Origin of the sequence: Tardiphaga sp. OK246 (assembly GCF_900188215.1) — a bacterium.
Lineage (GTDB): Bacteria > Pseudomonadota > Alphaproteobacteria > Rhizobiales > Xanthobacteraceae > Tardiphaga > Tardiphaga robiniae.
In genome coordinates, this window is sequence record NZ_FZOX01000004.1 from 443,025 (window position 1) to 461,692 (window position 18,668).

Below are 18,668 nucleotides of genomic sequence, written 5' to 3' on the forward strand. Positions count from 1 at the left end.
CACGCGGATATGGCGAATGCGATTCGCTTTCTCGCGATCGACGCGGTGGAAAAGGCGAAGTCGGGCCATCCAGGCATGCCGATGGGTATGGCCGATGCGGCGTCGGTGCTGTTCTCGCGCTTCCTCAAATTCGATGCCGCCGATCCGTCCTGGCCAGACCGCGACCGCTTCATCTTGTCCGCCGGCCACGGCTCGATGCTGCTCTACGCGCTGCTGCATCTGACCGGATCGGCGGAGGTGACGCTCGATCAGTTGCAGTCGTTCCGGCAATGGGGCTCGAAGACACCGGGCCATCCCGAATACGGCCACACCGCGGGCGTCGAGACGACCACCGGCCCGCTCGGCCAGGGTATCGCCACGGCGGTCGGCATGGCCTTGGCCGAACGCCTGATGAATGCGCGTTTCGGCGACGGTCTCGTCGATCACTACACTTACGTGATCGCCGGTGACGGCTGCTTGATGGAGGGCCTCAGCCACGAGGCGATCTCGCTGGCGGGACATCTGCGGCTCAATCGTCTGATCGTGCTGTTCGACGACAACCAGATCTCGATCGACGGCGCGACCTCGCTGTCGTGTTCGGACGATCAGCTTGCGCGATTCATCGCATCGGGATGGTCGGCCAACCGCGTCAACGGCCATGATCCCGAGGCCGTGGCCGCGGCCATTGCACAGGCGCGCGACAACGACCGCCCGTCGCTGATCGCGTGCCGCACGGTGATCGGCTTCGGCGCGCCAAATCGGCAGGGCAGTGAGAAGGCGCATGGCGCGCCGCTGGGCGCGGACGAGATCGCGAAGACGCGCGACGCGCTGCACTGGCCACACGCCCCGTTCCACGTTCCCGATGCGGTGGCGGGACAATGGCGCGCGGTCGGCGCGCGCGGACAGACGGCGCATGCGGAATGGGCGGGGCGCGTTGCGCGTCTGGACGGCGCTGTGCGGGACTACTTCCAGGCCGCGCTGAAGGGCCAGCTTTCCGGCGGATACGACAATGCGCTGGCCAAGATTCGCGCCCACTTCTTGCAGGAGCGGCCGAAGATCGCCACCCGGCAGGCCTCGCAACTCGTCATCGATGTCATTGCCGATGTCCTGCCGAATCTGCTCGGCGGATCGGCTGACCTCACCCATTCGAACCTCACGCGCGCCAGGATGCAGGCGCCGATCCAGCACGATGCCTTCGACGGCAGCTATGTCCATTATGGCGTGCGCGAGCATGCCATGGCTGCGGCGATGAACGGCGTCGCTTTGCATGGCGGCCTAATTCCCTATGGCGGCACCTTCCTGTGCTTTGCCGATTACAGCCGCCCTGCTATCCGGCTGGCCGCGTTGATGGGCATCCGCGTCATTCACGTGATGACGCATGACTCGATCGGGCTTGGCGAGGACGGCCCGACCCATCAGCCGGTCGAGCACCTGGCTTCCCTGCGTGCGATTCCAAATTTGCTGGTGTTCCGCCCCGGTGACGCCGTCGAAACCGCCGAGGCCTGGGATTGCGCATTGCGGACGCCCCATGCGCCGTCGGTGCTCTGCCTGTCGCGCCAGGCGCTGCCTGTGTTCCGCGATGGCATCGTTTCCACCAATCGGGTCGCGCGCGGTGCCTATGTCGTCATCGAGCCGGAAGGTGGCCGCGACGTCACCCTGATCGCGACCGGCTCCGAAGTGTCGATCGCGATTGTTGCGGCAAAGCTGCTTGCCGATGACGGCATTCGCGCCGCGGTGGTATCGGCGCCGTGTTTCGATTTGTTCCGGCAACAGCCCGGCGACTATCGGGCCGCAATTCTCGGCAGCGCTCCGCGCGTCGGTGTCGAGGCGGCGATCGAGGGCGATTGGGCGCGCTGGCTCGGCGATGGCGGTGAGTTCGTTGGCATGATCGGATTCGGGGCCTCGGCGCCTGCGGACGATCTGTATCGCGAATTCGGTATCACCGCCGCGGCGGTCGCAACGGCGGCGATGCGCTGCATTGCCCGCTCGCGCATCGCTGCCGCCGAATGAGTTGTTCGGGACAAGACAACGAAATGGAGGACCTATGGCACGCATTACACTGAGGCAGCTGCTCGATCACGCCGCCGAACATGGCTACGGCGTGCCGGCCTTCAACATCAACAACATGGAGCAGGGTCTGGCGATCATGGAGGCCGCCGCCGAGGTCGATGCGCCGGTCATCATCCAGGCCTCGCGCGGCGCGCGCTCCTACGCCAACGACTTCATGCTGGCGAGGATGATCGATGCGCTGGAAGAGATGCATCCGCAGATTCCGCTGTGCCTGCATCAGGACCACGGCAACGAAGAGTCCACCTGCGCCACCGCGCTACAGCACGGCTTTACCTCGGTCATGATGGACGGCTCGCTGAAGGCCGACGCCAAGACTGCTGCTGACTACGATTACAATGTCGACATCACGCGTCGCGTGGTCGATATCGCGCACTGGATCGGCGCCTCTGTCGAAGGCGAACTCGGCGTACTCGGTTCATTGGAGCATGGCGGCGGCGAGCAGGAGGACGGCCACGGTGTCGAGGGCAAGGTCAGCCACGACCAGTTGCTCACCGATCCGGATCAAGCGGTCGATTTCGTCCGTGCCACCAAGGTTGACGCGCTGGCGATCGCGATGGGGACTTCGCACGGCGCCTATAAGTTCTCGCGCAAGCCGGACGGCGATATTCTCGCCATGACGGTCGTCGAAGAAATTCACCGCCGGCTGCCGAATACGCATCTGGTGATGCACGGCTCGTCATCGGTGCCGCAGCCGCTGCAGGACATCTTCAATCAATTCGGCGGCGAGATGCCGCAGACCTGGGGCGTACCGGTCGAGGAAATCGTGCGCGGCATCAAGCACGGCGTCCGCAAGGTCAATATCGACACCGACTGCCGCCTCGCAATGACCTCCGCCTTCCGGAAGGTTGCCGCGCAAACCAGAAGCGAATTCGATCCGCGAAAATTTCTGAAACCGGCGATGGACGCGATGCGCGACCTCTGTCGCGAACGCTTCGAACAATTCGGCACCGCGGGCCACGCCGCGAAGATCAAGGTGATTCCGCTGGCCGAAATGGCGAAGCGTTATCGCAGTGGCGCGCTCGACCCGAAGATCGGCAACATCGCGCAAGCTGCCGAGTGAACAGACCTTATTCCATCCGGTGACGCCGGATCCAAACGAGGAGGCCACCATGAATGAACATGCTTCGATCACGATCCGCGGCAAGGATCGCTACAAGTCCGGCGTCATGGAATACAAGAAGATGGGCTATTGGGAGCCCGACTATGTACCCAAGGACACTGACATCATCGCATTGTTCCGGGTGACGCCGCAGGACGGCGTCGATCCGATCGAGGCTTCGGCCGCAGTTGCCGGCGAATCCTCGACTGCGACCTGGACCGTGGTGTGGACCGACCGCCTCACGGCTGCGGAAAAATACCGCGCCAAGTGTTTTCGGGTCGATCCGGTGCCGAATTCGCCCGGCCAGTACTTTGCCTATATCGCCTACGATCTCGACCTGTTCGAGAACGGCTCGATCGCCAACCTATCGGCCTCGATCATTGGCAATGTGTTCGGCTTCAAGCCGCTGAAGGCTCTGCGATTGGAAGACATGCGGCTTCCAGTCGCTTATGTGAAGACGTTCCAGGGCCCGGCCACCGGCATCGTGGTTGAGCGAGAGCGTATGGACAAGTTCGGCCGCCCACTGCTTGGCGCGACTGTGAAGCCGAAGTTGGGTCTGTCCGGTCGTAACTACGGCCGCGTCGTCTATGAGGCGCTGAAGGGCGGGCTCGACTTCACCAAGGACGACGAGAACATCAACTCGCAGCCCTTCATGCATTGGCGCGAGCGTTTTCTCTATTGCATGGAGGCGGTCAACAAGGCGCAGGCAGCGTCCGGTGAGATCAAGGGCACCTATCTCAACGTCACCGCCGGCACCATGGAGGACATGTACGAACGCGCCGAATTCGCCAAGCAGCTCGGCTCCGTCATCATCATGATCGACCTCGTGATCGGCTACACTGCGATTCAGTCGATGGCGAAATGGGCGCGCAAGAACGACATGATCCTGCATCTGCACCGCGCGGGGCATTCGACCTATACGCGGCAGCGCAATCATGGCGTCTCGTTCCGCGTCATTGCCAAATGGATGCGGCTCGCCGGCGTCGATCATATCCATGCCGGGACAGTCGTCGGCAAGCTTGAAGGCGATCCGGCGACGACGCGCGGCTATTACGACATCTGCCGCGAAGACTACAATCCGATGCGGCTCGAACACGGCGTGTTCTTCGAGCAGAACTGGGCCAGCCTCAACAAGATGATGCCGGTCGCATCGGGCGGCATCCATGCCGGCCAGATGCATCAGTTGCTCGATCACCTTGGCGAAGACGTCATCCTGCAGTTCGGTGGCGGCACCATCGGCCATCCGATGGGCATCCAGGCCGGCGCCACCGCCAACCGTGTCGCGTTGGAAGCGATGATCCTCGCTCGGAACGAAGGTCGCGACTACCTGCATGAAGGCGAGGAGATTCTTGCCAAGGCGGCGATGACCTGCACGCCGCTGAAGGCGGCGCTGGAGACGTGGAAGAACGTCACCTTCAACTACGAATCCACTGACATGCCCGACTACGCCCCCACCGCCAGCGTCTCGCTGTAAGGAGCACGATCATGCGCATTACCCAAGGCTGCTTCTCGTTCCTGCCCGATCTCACTGATGAGCAGATTTCAAAGCAGGTGCAGTATTGCCTCGCCAATGGCTGGGCCGTGAACATCGAATTCACCGACGATCCGCATCCCCGCAACAATTTCTGGGAAATGTGGGGCCTGCCGATGTTCGATCTGCGCGACGCCGCCGGCGTGCTGATGGAATTGACCGAATGCCGCAAGGTGTATGGTGATCGCTACATCCGGCTATCGGCATTCGATTCCAGCCATGGCTGGGAATCGGTGCGGCTCTCCTTCATCGTCAACCGTCCGAAGGAAGAGCCAGGCTTCCGGCTCGAGCGGCATGAGGTGGAAGGCCGCAACATCCGCTATACGACCAAATCCTATGCCGTCGATCGCCCCGAAGGCCAGCGCTACGGTGGGTCGTGAGCACGCTGACGGTGGTCGATAGCGCCGGGGACGCGCCGCCGGCGACGCAGGTCGATCTGCGCCGTGAGTTCGACGAGGTCGGCATCGGCGAGGTGCTCGATCAGCTCGATCGCGAATTGATCGGGCTGAAGCCGGTGAAAACGCGGATTCGCGAGATCGCTTCGCTGCTGCTGGTCGAGCGCATCCGCAAGCGCATGAACCTGGCGTCGGGCAACCCGACGCTGCACATGTCGTTCACCGGCAATCCTGGCACCGGCAAGACTACGGTGGCGCTGCGCATCGCCAGCATCCTGCATAAGCTGGGTTTCGTGCGGCGAGGGCATGTGGTGTCGGTGACGCGCGACGAACTGGTCGGGCAATATATCGGCCATACCGCGCCGAAGACGAAGGAGATCCTGAAGAAGGCGATGGGCGGCGTGTTGTTCATTGACGAGGCCTATTACCTGCATCGGCCTGATAATGAGCGCGATTACGGCCAGGAAGCGATCGAGATCCTGCTGCAGGTGATGGAATCGCAGCGCGAGGATCTGGTGGTGATCCTCGCCGGCTATGGCGACCGCATGGACAAGTTCTTCGGCAGCAATCCCGGTTTCCGCTCGCGCATCGCCCACCACATCGATTTCCCCGACTATGCCGACGACGAATTGCTCGCCATTTCCGAATTGATGCTTGGGGATATGAACTACAAATTCAGCGCCGATGCGCGCGCAGCGTTCGTCCGCTACATCGCGCTGCGCAAGACCCAGCCGCTGTTCTCCAACGCCCGTTCGATCCGCAACGCGCTCGATCGCATGCGGTTGCGTCAGGCCAATCGGCTTGTCGCCGATCTCGACCGCGTACTGAGCGTCGATGACATCATGTCACTGGAGGCTTCGGATGTGCTCGCGAGCCGGGTGTTCTCGAACGGTTCTGGCGGGTAATGGCGCCCGACCGAGCACGCTGCCGACTAGTCGAGGTCTATTTGGTGACCTTCGGTCTCTCTGGCAGCGCGGCGCTAGCCGGAGACTTCCGGGAATTGGACAGCTACTGGGACCGGTTTTGCCACCTAGCGACCTTCTCGCTTGTAAGAAAAGCCGCTAAATGCAGGCCAATCTCGACAGATTGAGCCAAACAAGCCACCCACCGACTCATTTGTTCAGCGAGGCTATCGGTACTTCCAGAGTGTAGGTGAAGCCTGATGGTGGGTAGGCCAAGCGCACAGTGCCGCTTAGTTGCCGTCCGAGCGATTCCATCATGCGTGTGCCAAAGCTGCGGCGGACGGGCGGATTGACCAGCGCGCCGCCACTTTCGATCCAGCTCAAGGTCAGTTGCTGCGACGCCTCGTCGATCGTCCAGTCGACCTTAACAATGCCACTCGGGTCCGAAAGCGCTCCGAACTTGGTGGCGTTGGTGCAAAGTTCGTTGAGCGTCATCGCCAGGGCGATAACTGCGCCCGACCCCATATCTACTTCCGGTCCTGAGACAGCGAAGCGGCCAACTCCTTTGTTGTCATAGGGCTCGGTGGCATTACGGATTGTCATCTCGAGTCCGGCACTCGCCCAACTGACCTGCATCAGGAGGTCATGAGCTCGACCGAGCGCAAGAAGCCGCCCCTCGATGGCTTGCTGCGCATGCTGAACGCTGGTGGCGGTCCGAAGGCTTTGTGAAGCGATCGCACTTACAGTTGCGAGGGTATTCTTGATGCGGTGGTGCAATTCGCCGAGCACAAGCTTTTGCAGCTTGTCGGCTGCTTCCCGCTCCTTGGCGTCTATGCCGGCCTGTGCGAGCAACAGCTTGGCATCTATTCCAGCCTGTTCCAGCAATAGTCGTAAGCTGTCGTTCTCGGCCGTCAGTGTCTCTTCCGCGACAGACTGGCTTGGCCGCGTCGGATTGACGGTCAAACCTGCCTGGCCAGAAACGACCTCAAGGGTGCCTGCACCGATCATGTCTTGCAGTTCGGCGATCATTTCCTTGCTGTCGATGGGCTTGCCAAAGAAGCGGCTGTTTTCCGGTTTCTCGTCGCTTGAGGGGGTTATCTGGCCGGATACCAGGATGATCTTGATCTGTGGCCAGCGTTCATGGACCGCATGAGCAAGCTTCAATCCATCCATACTACCGGGCATCTGGATGTCCGAAAACAAGAGCGAAATGTCGGATCGCGCCTCAAGCACGCTGATGGCTTGATCGGCATTCGTCGCTTCGACGGCCGTAAATCCTGCATCCTCAACGATGTCGACCGCTCGCATACGCAGCACCATCTCGTCTTCGACGACAAGCACGTTGGTCTTATCTCGAAATGATGACACCTAAGCTGCTCCCATCAAGGCGGGAGCACACACGGCCCTCAGTCACCGAGCGCCTATCGTACCGAGGTGATGTGAAGGAACCTAGCGATTTTTACATCCGAAGTCGACATAATCCTGGGATTGCCTATCACGCGTCATGCAAGGGAACATTCTGCTGGTCGATGATGCGTGTCGCGAGGAGGTCAAAAATGCGCTGCCAGGCACCCTCCTGAAAAGGCGGTGGCCCCCGACGGAATTCGCCCTGGGGCGGCGGAACCGCTCCCCGTCGATCTGGACTATGCGCTTCACCAGAAGTTAGGCGAGCTCAGTTGGTCTTGAGGTTGTAGAGCTTGCGCAATCTTTCTTGCGTGCCGTCAATCGCGCGGACTGTATTGAGCTCTGCGGTGAGCCTCAATTGCACGTCGGCTGCTCGGTGAAGTGAGAGAATGCCCCAGTTCGTCTCAAAGCGAGGGTCTGCGATCTCGTCAATGATCACGGCCGTGACATCTTCGCACCCGTAGCAGCTGCGGATTTGCAGCAATGCCGCATGTTCGAGGTCGTGTCTGGAAAGCAGCGACTTCGCCATAGTGGGTATTTCCTTGCGTCATCGTTTGAGCCAACCCTGAAGATCAGATCGGGCCTTTAGTTTCGCAGAAACGGCAAGTATGGCGGGCGACTTCTAAATCATCACCAGCTTGATCTCACCGTCGTTGGCTGCAACCAGTTCCATCTGCTCGCGCGCCAGTTTCTCGATCAGCGGCCTGTTGGCGTGGAAGTACCTTTTGGCCTGATCTTTGGTTGGAAACTTGGTCGTCAGGGTACACGCAATCCGGCGGTTGCCGTGTCTTATGTCGAACGCCACGCGCTGAAAGTCATCAGGCGCCTGAACCTGTGTCGAAATAGCAATCATGTTTGGATCCATAAAGCTCGGCGAAAACCCGAACTCCAGGAATATTACGACGTCTATGTGTTCAATATATGTGGACGAGGGCGGCAAACGGCCTGAAGGCGATCTCGCTCTCCGTCGGTTAGCCCAGGATAGATTGGTATAGAGCCAGGTAGCGATCTGCCATTCTATCGACGGTAAAGTGCTCAGAAACCGCCGCCCGGCAGGCGCGTCTATCCAGTTCACCAATGCGCTCAACGGCTTGAACAGCTTCGAGGGCGCTATTGACCAGGAAACCTGTCACGCCATCTGTGATCAATTCGGGCATCGATCCGCGGTTACGCGCGATCACCGGTGTTCCGCAGGCAAGCGCCTCAACAACTGATAACCCGAATGGTTCGTCGAAATTGATCAGGTGAAGCAATGCCCGTGCGGATCCCAGAACGCGTGTCCGCTCCAGACCTCCGACCGGACCGAGATAAGTCGCGGACCTTCCCAGTGCTGGCACCACATGACGTCGATGATAGTCCGCATCCTGAACGATACCGGCCATGATGAGGTGGCGGCCAACCGCTTCGGCAGTTGCTATCGCTTCCGCAGCCCCTTTATCGGGATGAATGCGACCGAAGAATAAAAGATCGTCGCTGCCAAGCGGATCGAAGGGAAACTCGTCGATCGGAATGCCATGATGGATCGTTGCTGCATAGCGAAGGTCGGGATGACGATTGGCATCGCTGATTGCGACATAATGGACGCGATCCTCATATTCCTTGAAAACCGGAACGATACGGGCTGATGAAAAGCCGTGAATGGTTGTGACGACTGGCGTGTCCACAAGGCGAGAGAAGCCCAGCGGTACAAAATCTGCCTGATTGTGGATGATGTCGAATTCGCCGGCGCGCTCGAAGACATTTGCAACATGCAGGAGTTCCCACGCCTTGGCGTCGAGCGACGGGTCCTCAGAGTATGGTGCCGGGACGACACCTGCGAGATTTCCCGATGTCAAACTGTCCTTGGTGGCAAACAGTGTGACGTCAACTCCCCGCAAGAGCAGTGCCTCCGTCAGCAAGCTCGTCACGAGTTCCCACGGGCCGTAGTGCCGGGGAGGAGTTCGCCAGGATATAGGCGCTAACATCGCGACACGCATCGTGTTTAGCCTCGCAGGATGGATGGTGGATAATCAGGTATGTCAATCCGGGCACGGCGGATATATGGCCGACGGATTGGTGGAGGCCCGCTGTAAATTGGATTGACGCGACGACTCAGGAGCGCATGGTGAATGTCATCGATGGCTGGTTCGATGGTGTCATCATCACTGCAGAATGAGAGGCACTCCGCCCGTCATCTGCAAGAGCAAGCGCCCCGATCGCTGCAGAACGGCGCGCGGCGCCTTCAGATAAACAGGCAGGAAGCGACCTTTTGTAAATGCTGTTTCGAAAGTGAGGCTCGACATGGTGGCTATGTATCGCCAACCAAACCTGGAAGTCACAGTCACTCCACATCCCCTGCTTTTCTGGGAATGGCAGGTGCAGGACGATGGTGATCTGTTCAACAGTGGCTTCAGCAGCACGCGATGGAAGGCTCGGTATGATGGAAACGCAGCGCTCTTCGAGGTCCTGGCAGGCGGATTTTACTCTGAGCCTCTGTTTGATTGATTGTTAAAAGTGCCGCAACGCAATCCGATCCTGCTGGGCTAGCGCGGTTCTTCAATAGGCGCCCAGTGCGTGGGATCAATCCGGGTAACGTTGACGCATCCTGCTTCAGCCAGGGTAATAATCCAGTCGCCGTCGTTCCACCATGCGCGGCAGGCGGTTCGCATTTTTTCCGCCTCGGATTCCATGGCATGATCCGAATTGTCATCGTATCCGCCAGCCAGGAATATTGGCGTTCCGTCTTGTGGTGCGGTGTCTATAGGTAGCCAATTCAACGGTTCATGTCCTTGCAGTGGTGGAAGAAATAAAGCTGATGTTGTCCGACGCGATGACTACGTGCCGCGCACGCGTTTCACGTTGATTTTGCGACAATGTGGGGTGGTCGTCGGTGTTTGAAGGCTGAGATGCAGAGGATTCCTTTTTCGGCTTCGTCGGCAAGAAGCATAAGTAGCCGGTACACCTCGGGACTGCTTTGGGCGGCTGCCAAACGTCTGTACCGAGCAGCACGCGCGCCGTTCATGGAAAGGCCGTCGTCAGATGCTGCGTGTCTGCCAGCCTGATGGAGGTCATGTGGTCGTTCGAGTGACTGGTTGCGAAGCGATAATGGCATCGAGTGCTGCTCTACCGAGTTGCCGCGCTTCATCTTCGTAAAGCGGTGATGGCATGTCGCCCATCGTATCCCAGGTCTTTCTGATTGCCTTCGCAGCAACCTCGACCGCCGCATCATATTCGGACTGCTCGTTACATCTGGCGTGCTGCGGCGTGTGTTGAAGGTCATTCACGGCACTGAATTCCAGCTCTGACATTGAGAAACCCTCTCAAGTTGAGATCGTGCAAGATCTGCTTCCGTTCAATCGAGGATTTGGCGTCACGCAGATTATGACGCGTTCTGACCGGAGGTGATTTAGCCCTGCTGAATAACGACGGCGGCAACAATTAAGAAGAGCCAAGAGGAGGGACAGTAGTACCAAAGGCAGAGGCCGATCCCGGATATTGATCGTCCAACGCTCTGATATGGCCACCCCTTGTTGAGGGGGAAACAGTGCTTACAGACGCCGGTAGAAGCCGTGGTTCTTGCGATGATCTTTAGATCTTACGCTTCCAGTCGGAAATTACGAATGGAGGATATTATTTTGGAAGCACGAATTGTGTCGCTTCCGGTTTCTGTAGCCGATGCTTCCTCGCATCTGCGATTAGTTGCAGTTGTCCGGCTTTTCGCATGGCAAGCGTTCGCTCGTCTCCGTGAGGGAGTTGAGCAGCTGCCGCAAGCGCGATCATCGCGGCGTGCTCAGCTTCAAGGTGAGAAGCCTTCACCGTCCGGACCTGTGCTGTTGCGATTCCAAAGTACATTCGGAGGTAGGCATGGCAGTCCCGAGACATTGGGCGGGAGCGCGACCGAACTCTCTGTCACCGGTGAATGCCTAAGGACGGGCGATGATGCGGTGCAGTAGATGCCCTTTATGTTCGGAAGTCGACCTAATTCGAAGGTTCTGATTTGCCGCCGGAATCGCTGAGGTCAATCCGCTGGACTGCCCGTGCCTTGGGTGGCTGGTTCAGGAGAATAGGGGGCCTACGGATACATGCGACCGCGGTATGGCGTAGGTGAAGAAAGTCGGATGTCGTCGTGCGGGTCCGCGTCCGGTTCTAGGCGGAGCGGCGCAGACGATATTTTCTGTCGACGACAGGTGGCGTTGCAACGAGCTTTACAGTCCACTTTTCTGCCGATGCATCCATCACGACGGATCTCACCGATCCCGTGACTGTTTGACCGTTCAGCTGAAGTGCGCGCGGCAGCCCGTGATATTGAGCCAGACGAGCGCGCCTAGCCTCGACGAGGTCCGTGATTTCGATGACCTGCATCTGCGACTCCAGAGTTGGCGCGGTACGCTCGACAAGACCCGCGCTACAGGACGGGTAGCATCGTATGGTTAATGAAATGCGTCAGATCGTCTTCAGCAATTCCGATGCTGAAGGCAAGTCAGCGGGCGGGATTGCCATCCAGATTTTGGGACCCCGTATGAGCGCTCGCGGCCCTTCATTGTCGCAAATGAGCCACTCGGTTTCGTCCCAGATGACGAGGCATGGAAATGTCTGAGGCAGCTTGTCCTTGTTTCCGCGTATCCATGTTCCACCCGCAACGATGATCCTTTCATCGTCCTTCGGTGCGGTGCTGATTGGTTGCCACCCGTCGCCCATTTGATCGCCCCTTTGTCTGCGCCTCAGTGCGACTCAAACGCGAGGCCGCAACGTCCAGTTAAAGCGTGCAGACCCTGGCTGCCACATGAAACTTGCTCCCGATTGGCAGGCAGCTAGGCGATTACGGAAGGGCTGTGCATCAAGTCGCATAGTGTCGCGACGAATTTGATTGACCGTCACGGGCATAGGCGCATGGTTCCACCATGGCCTTCAATTTCACCTCCGACGTCAAATCCAAGCAAAAAGATTGCTGGCTAATTTTGAACTTCAGCGGAGAGGAGATTTCCCTGTCGTTCGACGATGCAATCGAGCTTAAGATCCAGATTAATCACGTCCTGGAAACGGGAACTCCCAACGAACGGAAGATCGTGAGCGAAGCTGACAGCTGGTCGGCGCTGTGTGTGCCAAATGCGGGCGGTTTCGGGGTTGCCTTTGTCCTGTCGGCGACGTCGACCATAAAACTATGGCTGGATGCCGGGCAGGCCGAGCGCTTTTCTGCAGAGCTTCAGACGTTTATCGACCTGGTTGGGAGTCGGAGTTGAAGGGTTTCTGGCATGGCTATGTTGAATTGGTATTGGCCGGCGTGACGTACGAAGCCAGTTACGACATTCTGGATGGCATGGTTCAATTGACCATTGGCCAGTTGATCGTGGTCGCAGAACCGCTGCCGGGCGCGACGTATGAGGAAAGTGCGCTCTACGCTTTGGAGCAGTTCGCGACCGGAAAAATCGTCGCGCGCGGCTAGAGCCGCTCCCCGGGGGGGGGGGCTAGGTCAGCTCGCTGCCACTTCGCCCGCTTTTGTCGTCTCATAGGCAATGTCTGTCTTGTTCATGACGAGGGGCGACAGCCACCCGAGATCGACAAGGCGCTGGTATTTGCTGCGATCGATATTGCCAGCCGTATATTTTGCGCCGCCGTGCAGAACGATCTCACGGATCAGTTCCAGGTCTTCATGTGTCATAATTGCTCCATCTGGCATGATCGCCGATGCGCGTCGGAGCGCCCCGGAAGGGGATTGGACATTTTGATTGAATTTGCTGGTTCTCGATCGTCGCGAACACAGTAGCGCGGTCGAGCGCATGGATCATGCGCCGGGTGCCCGTGACCTCAGATGCCGCAGCTATGCTGACGATGCGCTCTGTTCGACTATTTCTTTCGGGGCTTTTCCGCCTCGGGGTGCATCAGGCCCTTCATGGTCGGGGCTGCTGCGATCGTCTTGGCCTTGTCCTTCTTGGGCTTCTTTACTTCGCGATTGTTCCGTTGTTCGCCTTTAGCCATGGTTTGGTCCTCCGCCCGCGCTGGGCTTCGGTGACACTAGCACGTCGGTTGGGTCTCCCGGAGATTATGTTGCCGAAAGCCGCTGTCGCATCGCGGCAGTGCGGATGGATGACCGCCACCCGTCGTCCAGGCAGCAGACAGCCGCATCAATTCAGGAGATGGAAGTTTGCTTGATTGACTCCTCCCTGAATTCAGCGTTGCTATCCTCCAGAGACAAACGGGAGAACTGAAGTGACCACTGGCGTAGTAAAATGGTTCAATGCGACGAAGGGCTTCGGCTTTATCCAGCCGGACGATGGCAGCAAGGACGTCTTTGTTCACATCTCGGCCGTCGAGAAGGCGGGGCTGAGCACTTTGAATGAAGGGGCCAAGGTCAGCTTCGAGGAAGTGGCCAACCGTGGCAAGACGTCGGCAGAAAACCTGCGGGTTGGCTGATCGGCCTCTTTTTGCCTGGCGCCGCAAGTCTGGTGGCGCCCGGCTGTCGCCCAAATGACCACATAACTGGCAGCCCGTCGGACTTGTCCCGGCGGGCGTTTCGCGATGATTTCAGCGGCCGGTTGGTGTCGCGTCGGCTCTCGCGAATGATGGTCAGGTATACTCGTTGGGGCCAAGTAAATTCAGGCGGCCGTGCAGCTATCCATATCGTTGTGCATGATGGTCTGGCTGGCGCGGCTATCCCATTTGACCGTGACGCTGCTCCAGTCCTTGGCGATGACGGTGCCAAAGTCATCTTTATCGTTCTTCCAAAAGACTGTCGTTCCAAGAACGAGCGCCCTTGATTTTTCGCCGGTCATTATGCGTCTCCCCAGAGTTCTACCTGCCGTTTGGTGAGGTACCGACCACGGATGAGCTGGGCGTGAAGAGAAGCCACGTCCTATTGCATCTACGGTAAAGCTAAGTCAGCTCTTATTTGTCCATCGCTGCGAGCAGGCTTCTTATATCGATCGTCGCGATGTTCGAGTAACTGTCCGAAATCGCATACGGGAAGATAATTTGATCGCCATGCCGCATTGCGCCGCATGTATAGACGACGTTCGGCACATATCCTTCGCGCTCGGACGGCGCAGGTCGAAGTAGCGGTTCGTCCAGGCGCCCCAGCACCTTCGTCGGGTCGTTTTTGTCGAGCAGTGCTGCTCCTATCGAATATTTGCGGACCGGGCCGACACCGTGTGTCAGCAATAGCCAGCCCTCATCTAATTCGATAGGTGAGCCGCAGTTGCCAATTTGAACGAACTCCCAAGGGGCGGCAGGCTTCAGGATCGGCGTGCCGCCATCCCATGTATAAAGATCATCCGAATAGATCAGGTAGAGGTTTTCATTGTCTTGCCGCGCGATCATTGCGAACCGCCCGTCGATCTTCCGGGGGAAAAGTGCCATGCCCTTGTTGTGTGATGCGCTGCCTCGCATGGCCGAAAGACGAAACGAGACGAAGTCGGATGTTTCGATGATCTCGGAGCGGATCGCCCTGCCGTTATAGGCTGTGTATGTGGCGTAATAGACCGTTCGCTCCGAATGCTCGAATTTCACGAAGCGCGCGTCCTCGATGCCGTTGGATTGCGACTCCGTAATCGGAAAAATGACCCGCTCGCTGATATCCTCGCTGCTGCGGAACGTGACGGCGACATCCTCGCCGCCAGGCCCGGACCCGAGGCGTTGAACTGCTGGATTTGATGCGAGGCGTGCGGTCGGATCGATGCTGACGGTCCCGTCGGTGTCCACAAGGCCAGTGCGAAATGTCAGGGATGAGACGTGGCCTTCTCCGACGGCACGCAGGCTGAGGATGAAGCGCAGGGCGCCGGCTGCCGTTCCCGATTGATCGGGGTGCGGCACGATGCTCGGATTGAAGAGTGCTGACGCTTCAAACGAGTATTCGCTCAGGAAATAAGCGCCGATCAATTGACGCTGAATCGTCGTGAACTGGCTATGGTCATGGAACGCATCTTCCATTTCGTCGGCGCGGGCCTCGAACGTCTGAAGCAAATTCCGGTGGCGACCCATAAAATTTTCGAGCACGTCGGCCAACTGGTGTTCTGCCTGCTCAGGATGGAGCGCAAGGATCCGGTCGACAATATGATTGGCGCGCGTTTTCTCGGTCGGATTGAGATCACGTGGCTCCGTCGCAGGTTTAAACGGCCGTACGATGACTCGGGACGCATCGGGCCGGAGATAGAGCGCCTGGCGATTCAGTATCGGAGATGAGGGCAAAAGGAATCTCAATTGTCTGCTGAGAGGGGGAGTGCAACGTGATCAGGCCACGCGGGTCGCGGACTTGGATTGATCCTCGGCGATACGTGCCATGTGCCGAATTTCGGATAGTCCGAGCAGGTAGGATACGACTGACTCGCCACCGCGGTTCTCATTCGCGCGGTCCGGATGCAGTCCATCCCGGCAGCTTCCTGTCTCAAGATCGACGAGCGGGATAGAAAGGTCATTGCTGCCGAGGAACCACGCGAAGACCCGGGCGGCTTCGCTCTTCCATTCGATGTTTTGGTCGGCGCGCCACGCCGCAAGGCTGGCCGCGATGGTGGCAGCAGCCTCGACAGGCTGTTGGTCGAAGCTGCGTGGCTGGCGCCGGATGTCGTGAAATCCCTCCGTGCCCACCGGCCTGAACTGACCGCTGGCCGAGGTCTGCTGCGTCAGCAGCCAGCGCAGGCTTCTCAGCCCGGCATTGAGATAGTCCGGCCGTTTCATTGCAGTGCCGGTGAGAATCAAAGCCTGGCAGAGTCTAGCGTTGTCATAGGAAAGTCCGTCTTCGAACCACACCCAATCGCTCGTCTCGACTTTCTCAAGAAGCGAGACGAGCCTGTCGGCCAGAACCGTCCGGATTGCATTGGCACGGCTATTGTCGGTGACGGCCGTGCAATACGCATCGAGTCCCAGCAATACGAACGCCCAGGCACGGGGCGAGAGGAAATCGCCGACCTTTGGTAAGGCCTCGGCAAAGAGTGCTGCGGCCCAGGTCCGCCGAGAGGGGTTTGCATCCGAAAGAGCGCAAACGCCCAGCGCCCAAAGCGTGCGCCCATGACTGTCTTCCGATCCGCTTTCTTCCAGCCAGCTGCGATCGAAAGCCATAAAATTTCGAAACCGGCGCGTCTCAGGATTCCACGCATGCTGGACGAAAGCTGCAAAGCGGGAGGTCAGGACTTCCGACAGACGCAGTTCCCCCGGAGTGTTCAACGCGCATGCCAGCAATAGCGCGCGGGCATTGTCGTCGATGCAATAGCCATGCAAGCGATCCGGAACACTGTGAACCGCATGCTGGAACAGCCCGGTGTCGTCGCACATCGACAGGAAGTGACCAATCTGCATCTCGGGAGGTGCGCGACTATCTCGCAGGAGCGTACTCGTATCCGACTTTGCAATGGTCTTGAGCCGGTGGCGGCGACCCGCGTTCTCGAAAACGGACATGTATCGATCGGCCGTCCGTTCCCAGGTCATGGAGCGGCTGCTGGCATAGGCGCGCTTGCGCATCGCCTGGCGCAGTGGCGCATTGATCAGGAGCTTTTCGATCTCGACGCCGATCGCATTCGCGTCCGCGAACGGGACGATAATGCCGCGGCCATCGGCAAGCAATTCGCGGGCATGCCAATAGGGAGTCGATACCACGGCCTTTCCCAAGCCAAAACTATAGGCCAGGGTGCCTGACGTCATCTGGGATTCGTTCAGATAAGGCGTGACATAGACATCGCACATCGAGATGAAATCGAGCAAGGTCTCCTGGTCAACGAAACGATCAAGGAAGACAACGTGATCCGCGACGCCAGCTTCGCGGGCCCTTGCAATGAGGGATTCGCGATAGGTCTCGCCTTCGTCATGTACCAGATTTGGATGGGTTGCACCCAATACGACATAGACTGCATCCGGACAGGTGCTCAGGATGGACGGCATCGCATCGATCATGAATTCGATGCCCTTATTGGGCGAAAGCAGGCCGAACGTCAGAATGACAGACCTGTCGGCAAAACCGAGCCTCGTTTTTGCATCGTCGGGCTCCACAAAAGCGAATTCCGGAATTCCATGTGGAATGATCTCGATCTTCTCTTCGGCGACCTGATAGATGGTCCGAAGCAGTTCCCGACCTTTCTCCGCCATCACCACCACCCTCGACGACATCTCGACAACGCGTGTGAAGACATCTTTTTGTGCAGCGGTGGGCTCTGCAAGAACCGTATGAAGTGTTGTCACGATCGGCATCTTGAGCAGCGAGAGAAGCTGGATGATATCGCTCCCGGCTTCGCCGCCGAAGATACCGAATTCATGTTGAAGCGACACCACGTCGAAATGACCGCTGTTCAGGAATTCCGCTGCACGTATGTAGTCGTTGATCAGCCCGTCATTGATCTGAATGCCAACGGTGGCTGGATAGTCATAGATATGACCGTGATCGGTCATCGCCACGATGGTGGTTTTGGAGTCTGCGCGGGCGGCTGCTACTGCGCTTTGCAGATCGGTAGTGAACGTGGCGATTCCACATCGGCGTGGAAGTGAATTGCCAATGAATGCAATGCGGCTGAACACCGTCAATCTGCTGCCTCGCGATTTCAAGGTTGAAAGGGCAATCGCTCAAAATTGGCAATGCTGCGCCAGCCGCGGCATATCGGACAATTTCGTGACAAAAGCAGCGCGCGCTCGGCAGGGACCATCAGGGTCATCAAGGCGCGCGAGCGCAGGGTGCGCTCTTTCTTCGCGAATAGCCATCAGTATCTTCGAGGTGTGGAAGTTGGAACAAGTCGGTGGGAGGTCAGCGAGAGAGCGGTGATAATAAATCGGTCTTTCAGTGCCAGCCGTGGTAACGCTCGGGCTCACACAGCGGGAGTACAATATGGCCAAGGGAAATCGCGAAACCAAGAAACCGAAGAAGGTGCCGGTCAAGACGATCGCTGCTGCAGAGAGCCTCAAAGGCGGCGGTCCCAAGATCATGCCGGCGCTGGGCGCGGTCAGAAAGAAGTAGTGTCGATTCTGTCGTGCTAGTGCGGGACTTTCCAGCAGTTATCGAACTGCGCGCCTGCTGACGCAGTGATGATGCGTCAGAGTCATGACATCGCAAGCTCACAGATCGAGGAAAATATGTCGATCAAGACGGCTATTCGAGATGCGTACGGTACACCAGCGATGTTCGCCGGTTCCAAGACAGGGCAGGAAGATGCACCGTTTGTTTTCATCAATGTTGGCGGCGAGGAGCGCCGGATGAGATCTGCCGAGTGGGAGGCGCTGCCGCCATGGTTAGGGGAACGCCCGGCCTGGGCAGGCAAAGGCTGATATTCAAGCTCTCTGCTTGTCCGCTGGAACGTAAGTGCATACGGCGACTTGTCGGGCTTGAACAATACCAACCA

22 protein-coding genes are annotated in these 18,668 nt (G+C 58.6%); 10 read left to right on the top strand and 12 right to left on the bottom strand.

The window, feature by feature from the left end; all coding sequences use genetic code 11:
- Positions 1–9: 9 nt before the first annotated feature.
- Genes tkt through cbbX form a run of 5 tightly spaced genes read left to right on the top strand, consistent with a single transcriptional unit; the run spans position 10 to position 5,979 of the window.
- Entirely contained in the window at positions 10–1,989 is a 1,980-nt protein-coding gene (tkt, locus tag CHC01_RS20375) for a transketolase (RefSeq protein ID WP_244558442.1), read from the top strand.
- Between the two features lie 34 nt (positions 1,990–2,023).
- On the top strand, positions 2,024–3,109 hold the full coding sequence (fba, locus tag CHC01_RS20380) for a class II fructose-bisphosphate aldolase (RefSeq protein ID WP_089266050.1): 1,086 nt from the start codon (positions 2,024–2,026) through the stop codon (positions 3,107–3,109).
- 49 nt (positions 3,110–3,158) lie between these two features.
- Positions 3,159–4,622: a form I ribulose bisphosphate carboxylase large subunit gene (locus CHC01_RS20385; RefSeq protein ID WP_089266271.1), complete on the top strand. Its 1,464-nt coding sequence runs from the start codon at positions 3,159–3,161 to the stop codon at positions 4,620–4,622.
- An 11-nt stretch (positions 4,623–4,633) separates the two neighbouring features.
- Positions 4,634–5,059 carry a ribulose bisphosphate carboxylase small subunit gene (locus CHC01_RS20390; protein ID WP_068729086.1) on the top strand — a complete coding sequence of 142 codons (426 nt, stop codon included), beginning with the start codon at positions 4,634–4,636 and terminating at the stop codon, positions 5,057–5,059.
- 5 nt (positions 5,060–5,064) lie between these two features.
- Complete coding sequence (cbbX, locus tag CHC01_RS20395; RefSeq protein ID WP_089266272.1) at positions 5,065–5,979, top strand: CbbX protein; 915 nt, start codon at positions 5,065–5,067, stop codon at positions 5,977–5,979.
- Between the two features lie 207 nt (positions 5,980–6,186).
- Here cbbX and CHC01_RS20400 read toward each other — a convergent pair whose 3' ends face one another.
- The 7 genes from CHC01_RS20400 to CHC01_RS31980 all read right to left on the bottom strand — a co-directional run bounded on the left by CHC01_RS20400 (position 6,187) and on the right by CHC01_RS31980 (position 11,721).
- The gene (locus CHC01_RS20400) at positions 6,187–7,344 is read right to left on the bottom strand and encodes a sensor histidine kinase (protein WP_244558443.1); all 1,158 of its coding nucleotides are present in this window, start codon (positions 7,342–7,344) and stop codon (positions 6,187–6,189) included.
- Positions 7,345–7,648: 304 nt separating this feature from the next.
- On the bottom strand, positions 7,649–7,909 hold the full coding sequence (locus CHC01_RS20405) for a hypothetical protein (protein WP_089266051.1): 261 nt from the start codon (positions 7,907–7,909) through the stop codon (positions 7,649–7,651).
- Positions 7,910–8,002: 93 nt separating this feature from the next.
- Positions 8,003–8,233 carry a hypothetical protein gene (locus tag CHC01_RS20410; RefSeq protein ID WP_089266274.1) on the bottom strand — a complete coding sequence of 77 codons (231 nt, stop codon included), beginning with the start codon at positions 8,231–8,233 and terminating at the stop codon, positions 8,003–8,005.
- Positions 8,234–8,351: 118 nt separating this feature from the next.
- Positions 8,352–9,287 (bottom strand): glycosyltransferase family 4 protein, encoded by a 936-nt coding sequence (locus CHC01_RS20415; RefSeq protein ID WP_210421688.1) that lies wholly within the window; start codon positions 9,285–9,287, stop codon positions 8,352–8,354.
- A 615-nt stretch (positions 9,288–9,902) separates the two neighbouring features.
- Positions 9,903–10,049, bottom strand: a complete 147-nt coding sequence (locus tag CHC01_RS32665) for a hypothetical protein (protein WP_158596715.1) — start codon at positions 10,047–10,049, stop codon at positions 9,903–9,905.
- A 378-nt stretch (positions 10,050–10,427) separates the two neighbouring features.
- On the bottom strand, positions 10,428–10,667 hold the full coding sequence (locus CHC01_RS20425) for a hypothetical protein (RefSeq protein ID WP_089266054.1): 240 nt from the start codon (positions 10,665–10,667) through the stop codon (positions 10,428–10,430).
- A gap of 838 nt (positions 10,668–11,505) precedes the next feature.
- A complete protein-coding gene (locus CHC01_RS31980) occupies positions 11,506–11,721 on the bottom strand; it encodes a hypothetical protein (protein ID WP_141137136.1) in 216 nt (71 codons plus the stop codon).
- A 539-nt stretch (positions 11,722–12,260) separates the two neighbouring features.
- Between CHC01_RS31980 and CHC01_RS20440 the strand changes: the two genes are divergently transcribed.
- The gene (locus CHC01_RS20440) at positions 12,261–12,599 is read left to right on the top strand and encodes a hypothetical protein (RefSeq protein ID WP_089266056.1); all 339 of its coding nucleotides are present in this window, start codon (positions 12,261–12,263) and stop codon (positions 12,597–12,599) included.
- The gene (locus CHC01_RS20445) at positions 12,596–12,802 is read left to right on the top strand and encodes a hypothetical protein (RefSeq protein WP_089266057.1); all 207 of its coding nucleotides are present in this window, start codon (positions 12,596–12,598) and stop codon (positions 12,800–12,802) included. Before CHC01_RS20440 ends, CHC01_RS20445 begins: the two co-directional genes overlap by 4 nt.
- A gap of 27 nt (positions 12,803–12,829) precedes the next feature.
- Here CHC01_RS20445 and CHC01_RS20450 read toward each other — a convergent pair whose 3' ends face one another.
- Together CHC01_RS20450 and CHC01_RS33340 are read right to left on the bottom strand one after the other, a co-directional pair.
- Positions 12,830–13,018, bottom strand: a complete 189-nt coding sequence (locus tag CHC01_RS20450; RefSeq protein ID WP_089266058.1) for a hypothetical protein — start codon at positions 13,016–13,018, stop codon at positions 12,830–12,832.
- A 185-nt stretch (positions 13,019–13,203) separates the two neighbouring features.
- Positions 13,204–13,335 (bottom strand): hypothetical protein, encoded by a 132-nt coding sequence (locus tag CHC01_RS33340; protein WP_256461247.1) that lies wholly within the window; start codon positions 13,333–13,335, stop codon positions 13,204–13,206.
- A gap of 231 nt (positions 13,336–13,566) precedes the next feature.
- On the opposite strand from CHC01_RS33340, the gene CHC01_RS20455 reads away from it, so the two are divergent.
- Positions 13,567–13,770, top strand: coding sequence for a cold-shock protein (locus tag CHC01_RS20455; protein WP_068734860.1), 204 nt, complete (start codon positions 13,567–13,569; stop codon positions 13,768–13,770).
- A 182-nt stretch (positions 13,771–13,952) separates the two neighbouring features.
- On the opposite strand, the gene CHC01_RS32670 is transcribed toward CHC01_RS20455, so the two are convergent.
- From CHC01_RS32670 to CHC01_RS20465, 3 genes are all read right to left on the bottom strand, one after another.
- Positions 13,953–14,129 carry a hypothetical protein gene (locus CHC01_RS32670; RefSeq protein WP_158005705.1) on the bottom strand — a complete coding sequence of 59 codons (177 nt, stop codon included), beginning with the start codon at positions 14,127–14,129 and terminating at the stop codon, positions 13,953–13,955.
- 112 nt (positions 14,130–14,241) lie between these two features.
- Positions 14,242–15,540 (bottom strand): glycoside hydrolase family 130 protein, encoded by a 1,299-nt coding sequence (locus tag CHC01_RS20460; protein WP_089266059.1) that lies wholly within the window; start codon positions 15,538–15,540, stop codon positions 14,242–14,244.
- A gap of 42 nt (positions 15,541–15,582) precedes the next feature.
- Positions 15,583–17,859: a glycosyltransferase family 4 protein gene (locus tag CHC01_RS20465; RefSeq protein ID WP_089266060.1), complete on the bottom strand. Its 2,277-nt coding sequence runs from the start codon at positions 17,857–17,859 to the stop codon at positions 15,583–15,585.
- A 298-nt stretch (positions 17,860–18,157) separates the two neighbouring features.
- Here CHC01_RS20465 and CHC01_RS33345 point away from each other — a divergent pair, with 298 nt between their 5' ends.
- Both CHC01_RS33345 and CHC01_RS20470 read left to right on the top strand, forming a co-directional pair.
- Complete coding sequence (locus tag CHC01_RS33345; protein ID WP_256461248.1) at positions 18,158–18,286, top strand: hypothetical protein; 129 nt, start codon at positions 18,158–18,160, stop codon at positions 18,284–18,286.
- Positions 18,287–18,354: 68 nt separating this feature from the next.
- Positions 18,355–18,594: a hypothetical protein gene (locus CHC01_RS20470; protein ID WP_244558444.1), complete on the top strand. Its 240-nt coding sequence runs from the start codon at positions 18,355–18,357 to the stop codon at positions 18,592–18,594.
- The last annotated feature ends 74 nt before the right edge of the window (positions 18,595–18,668 follow it).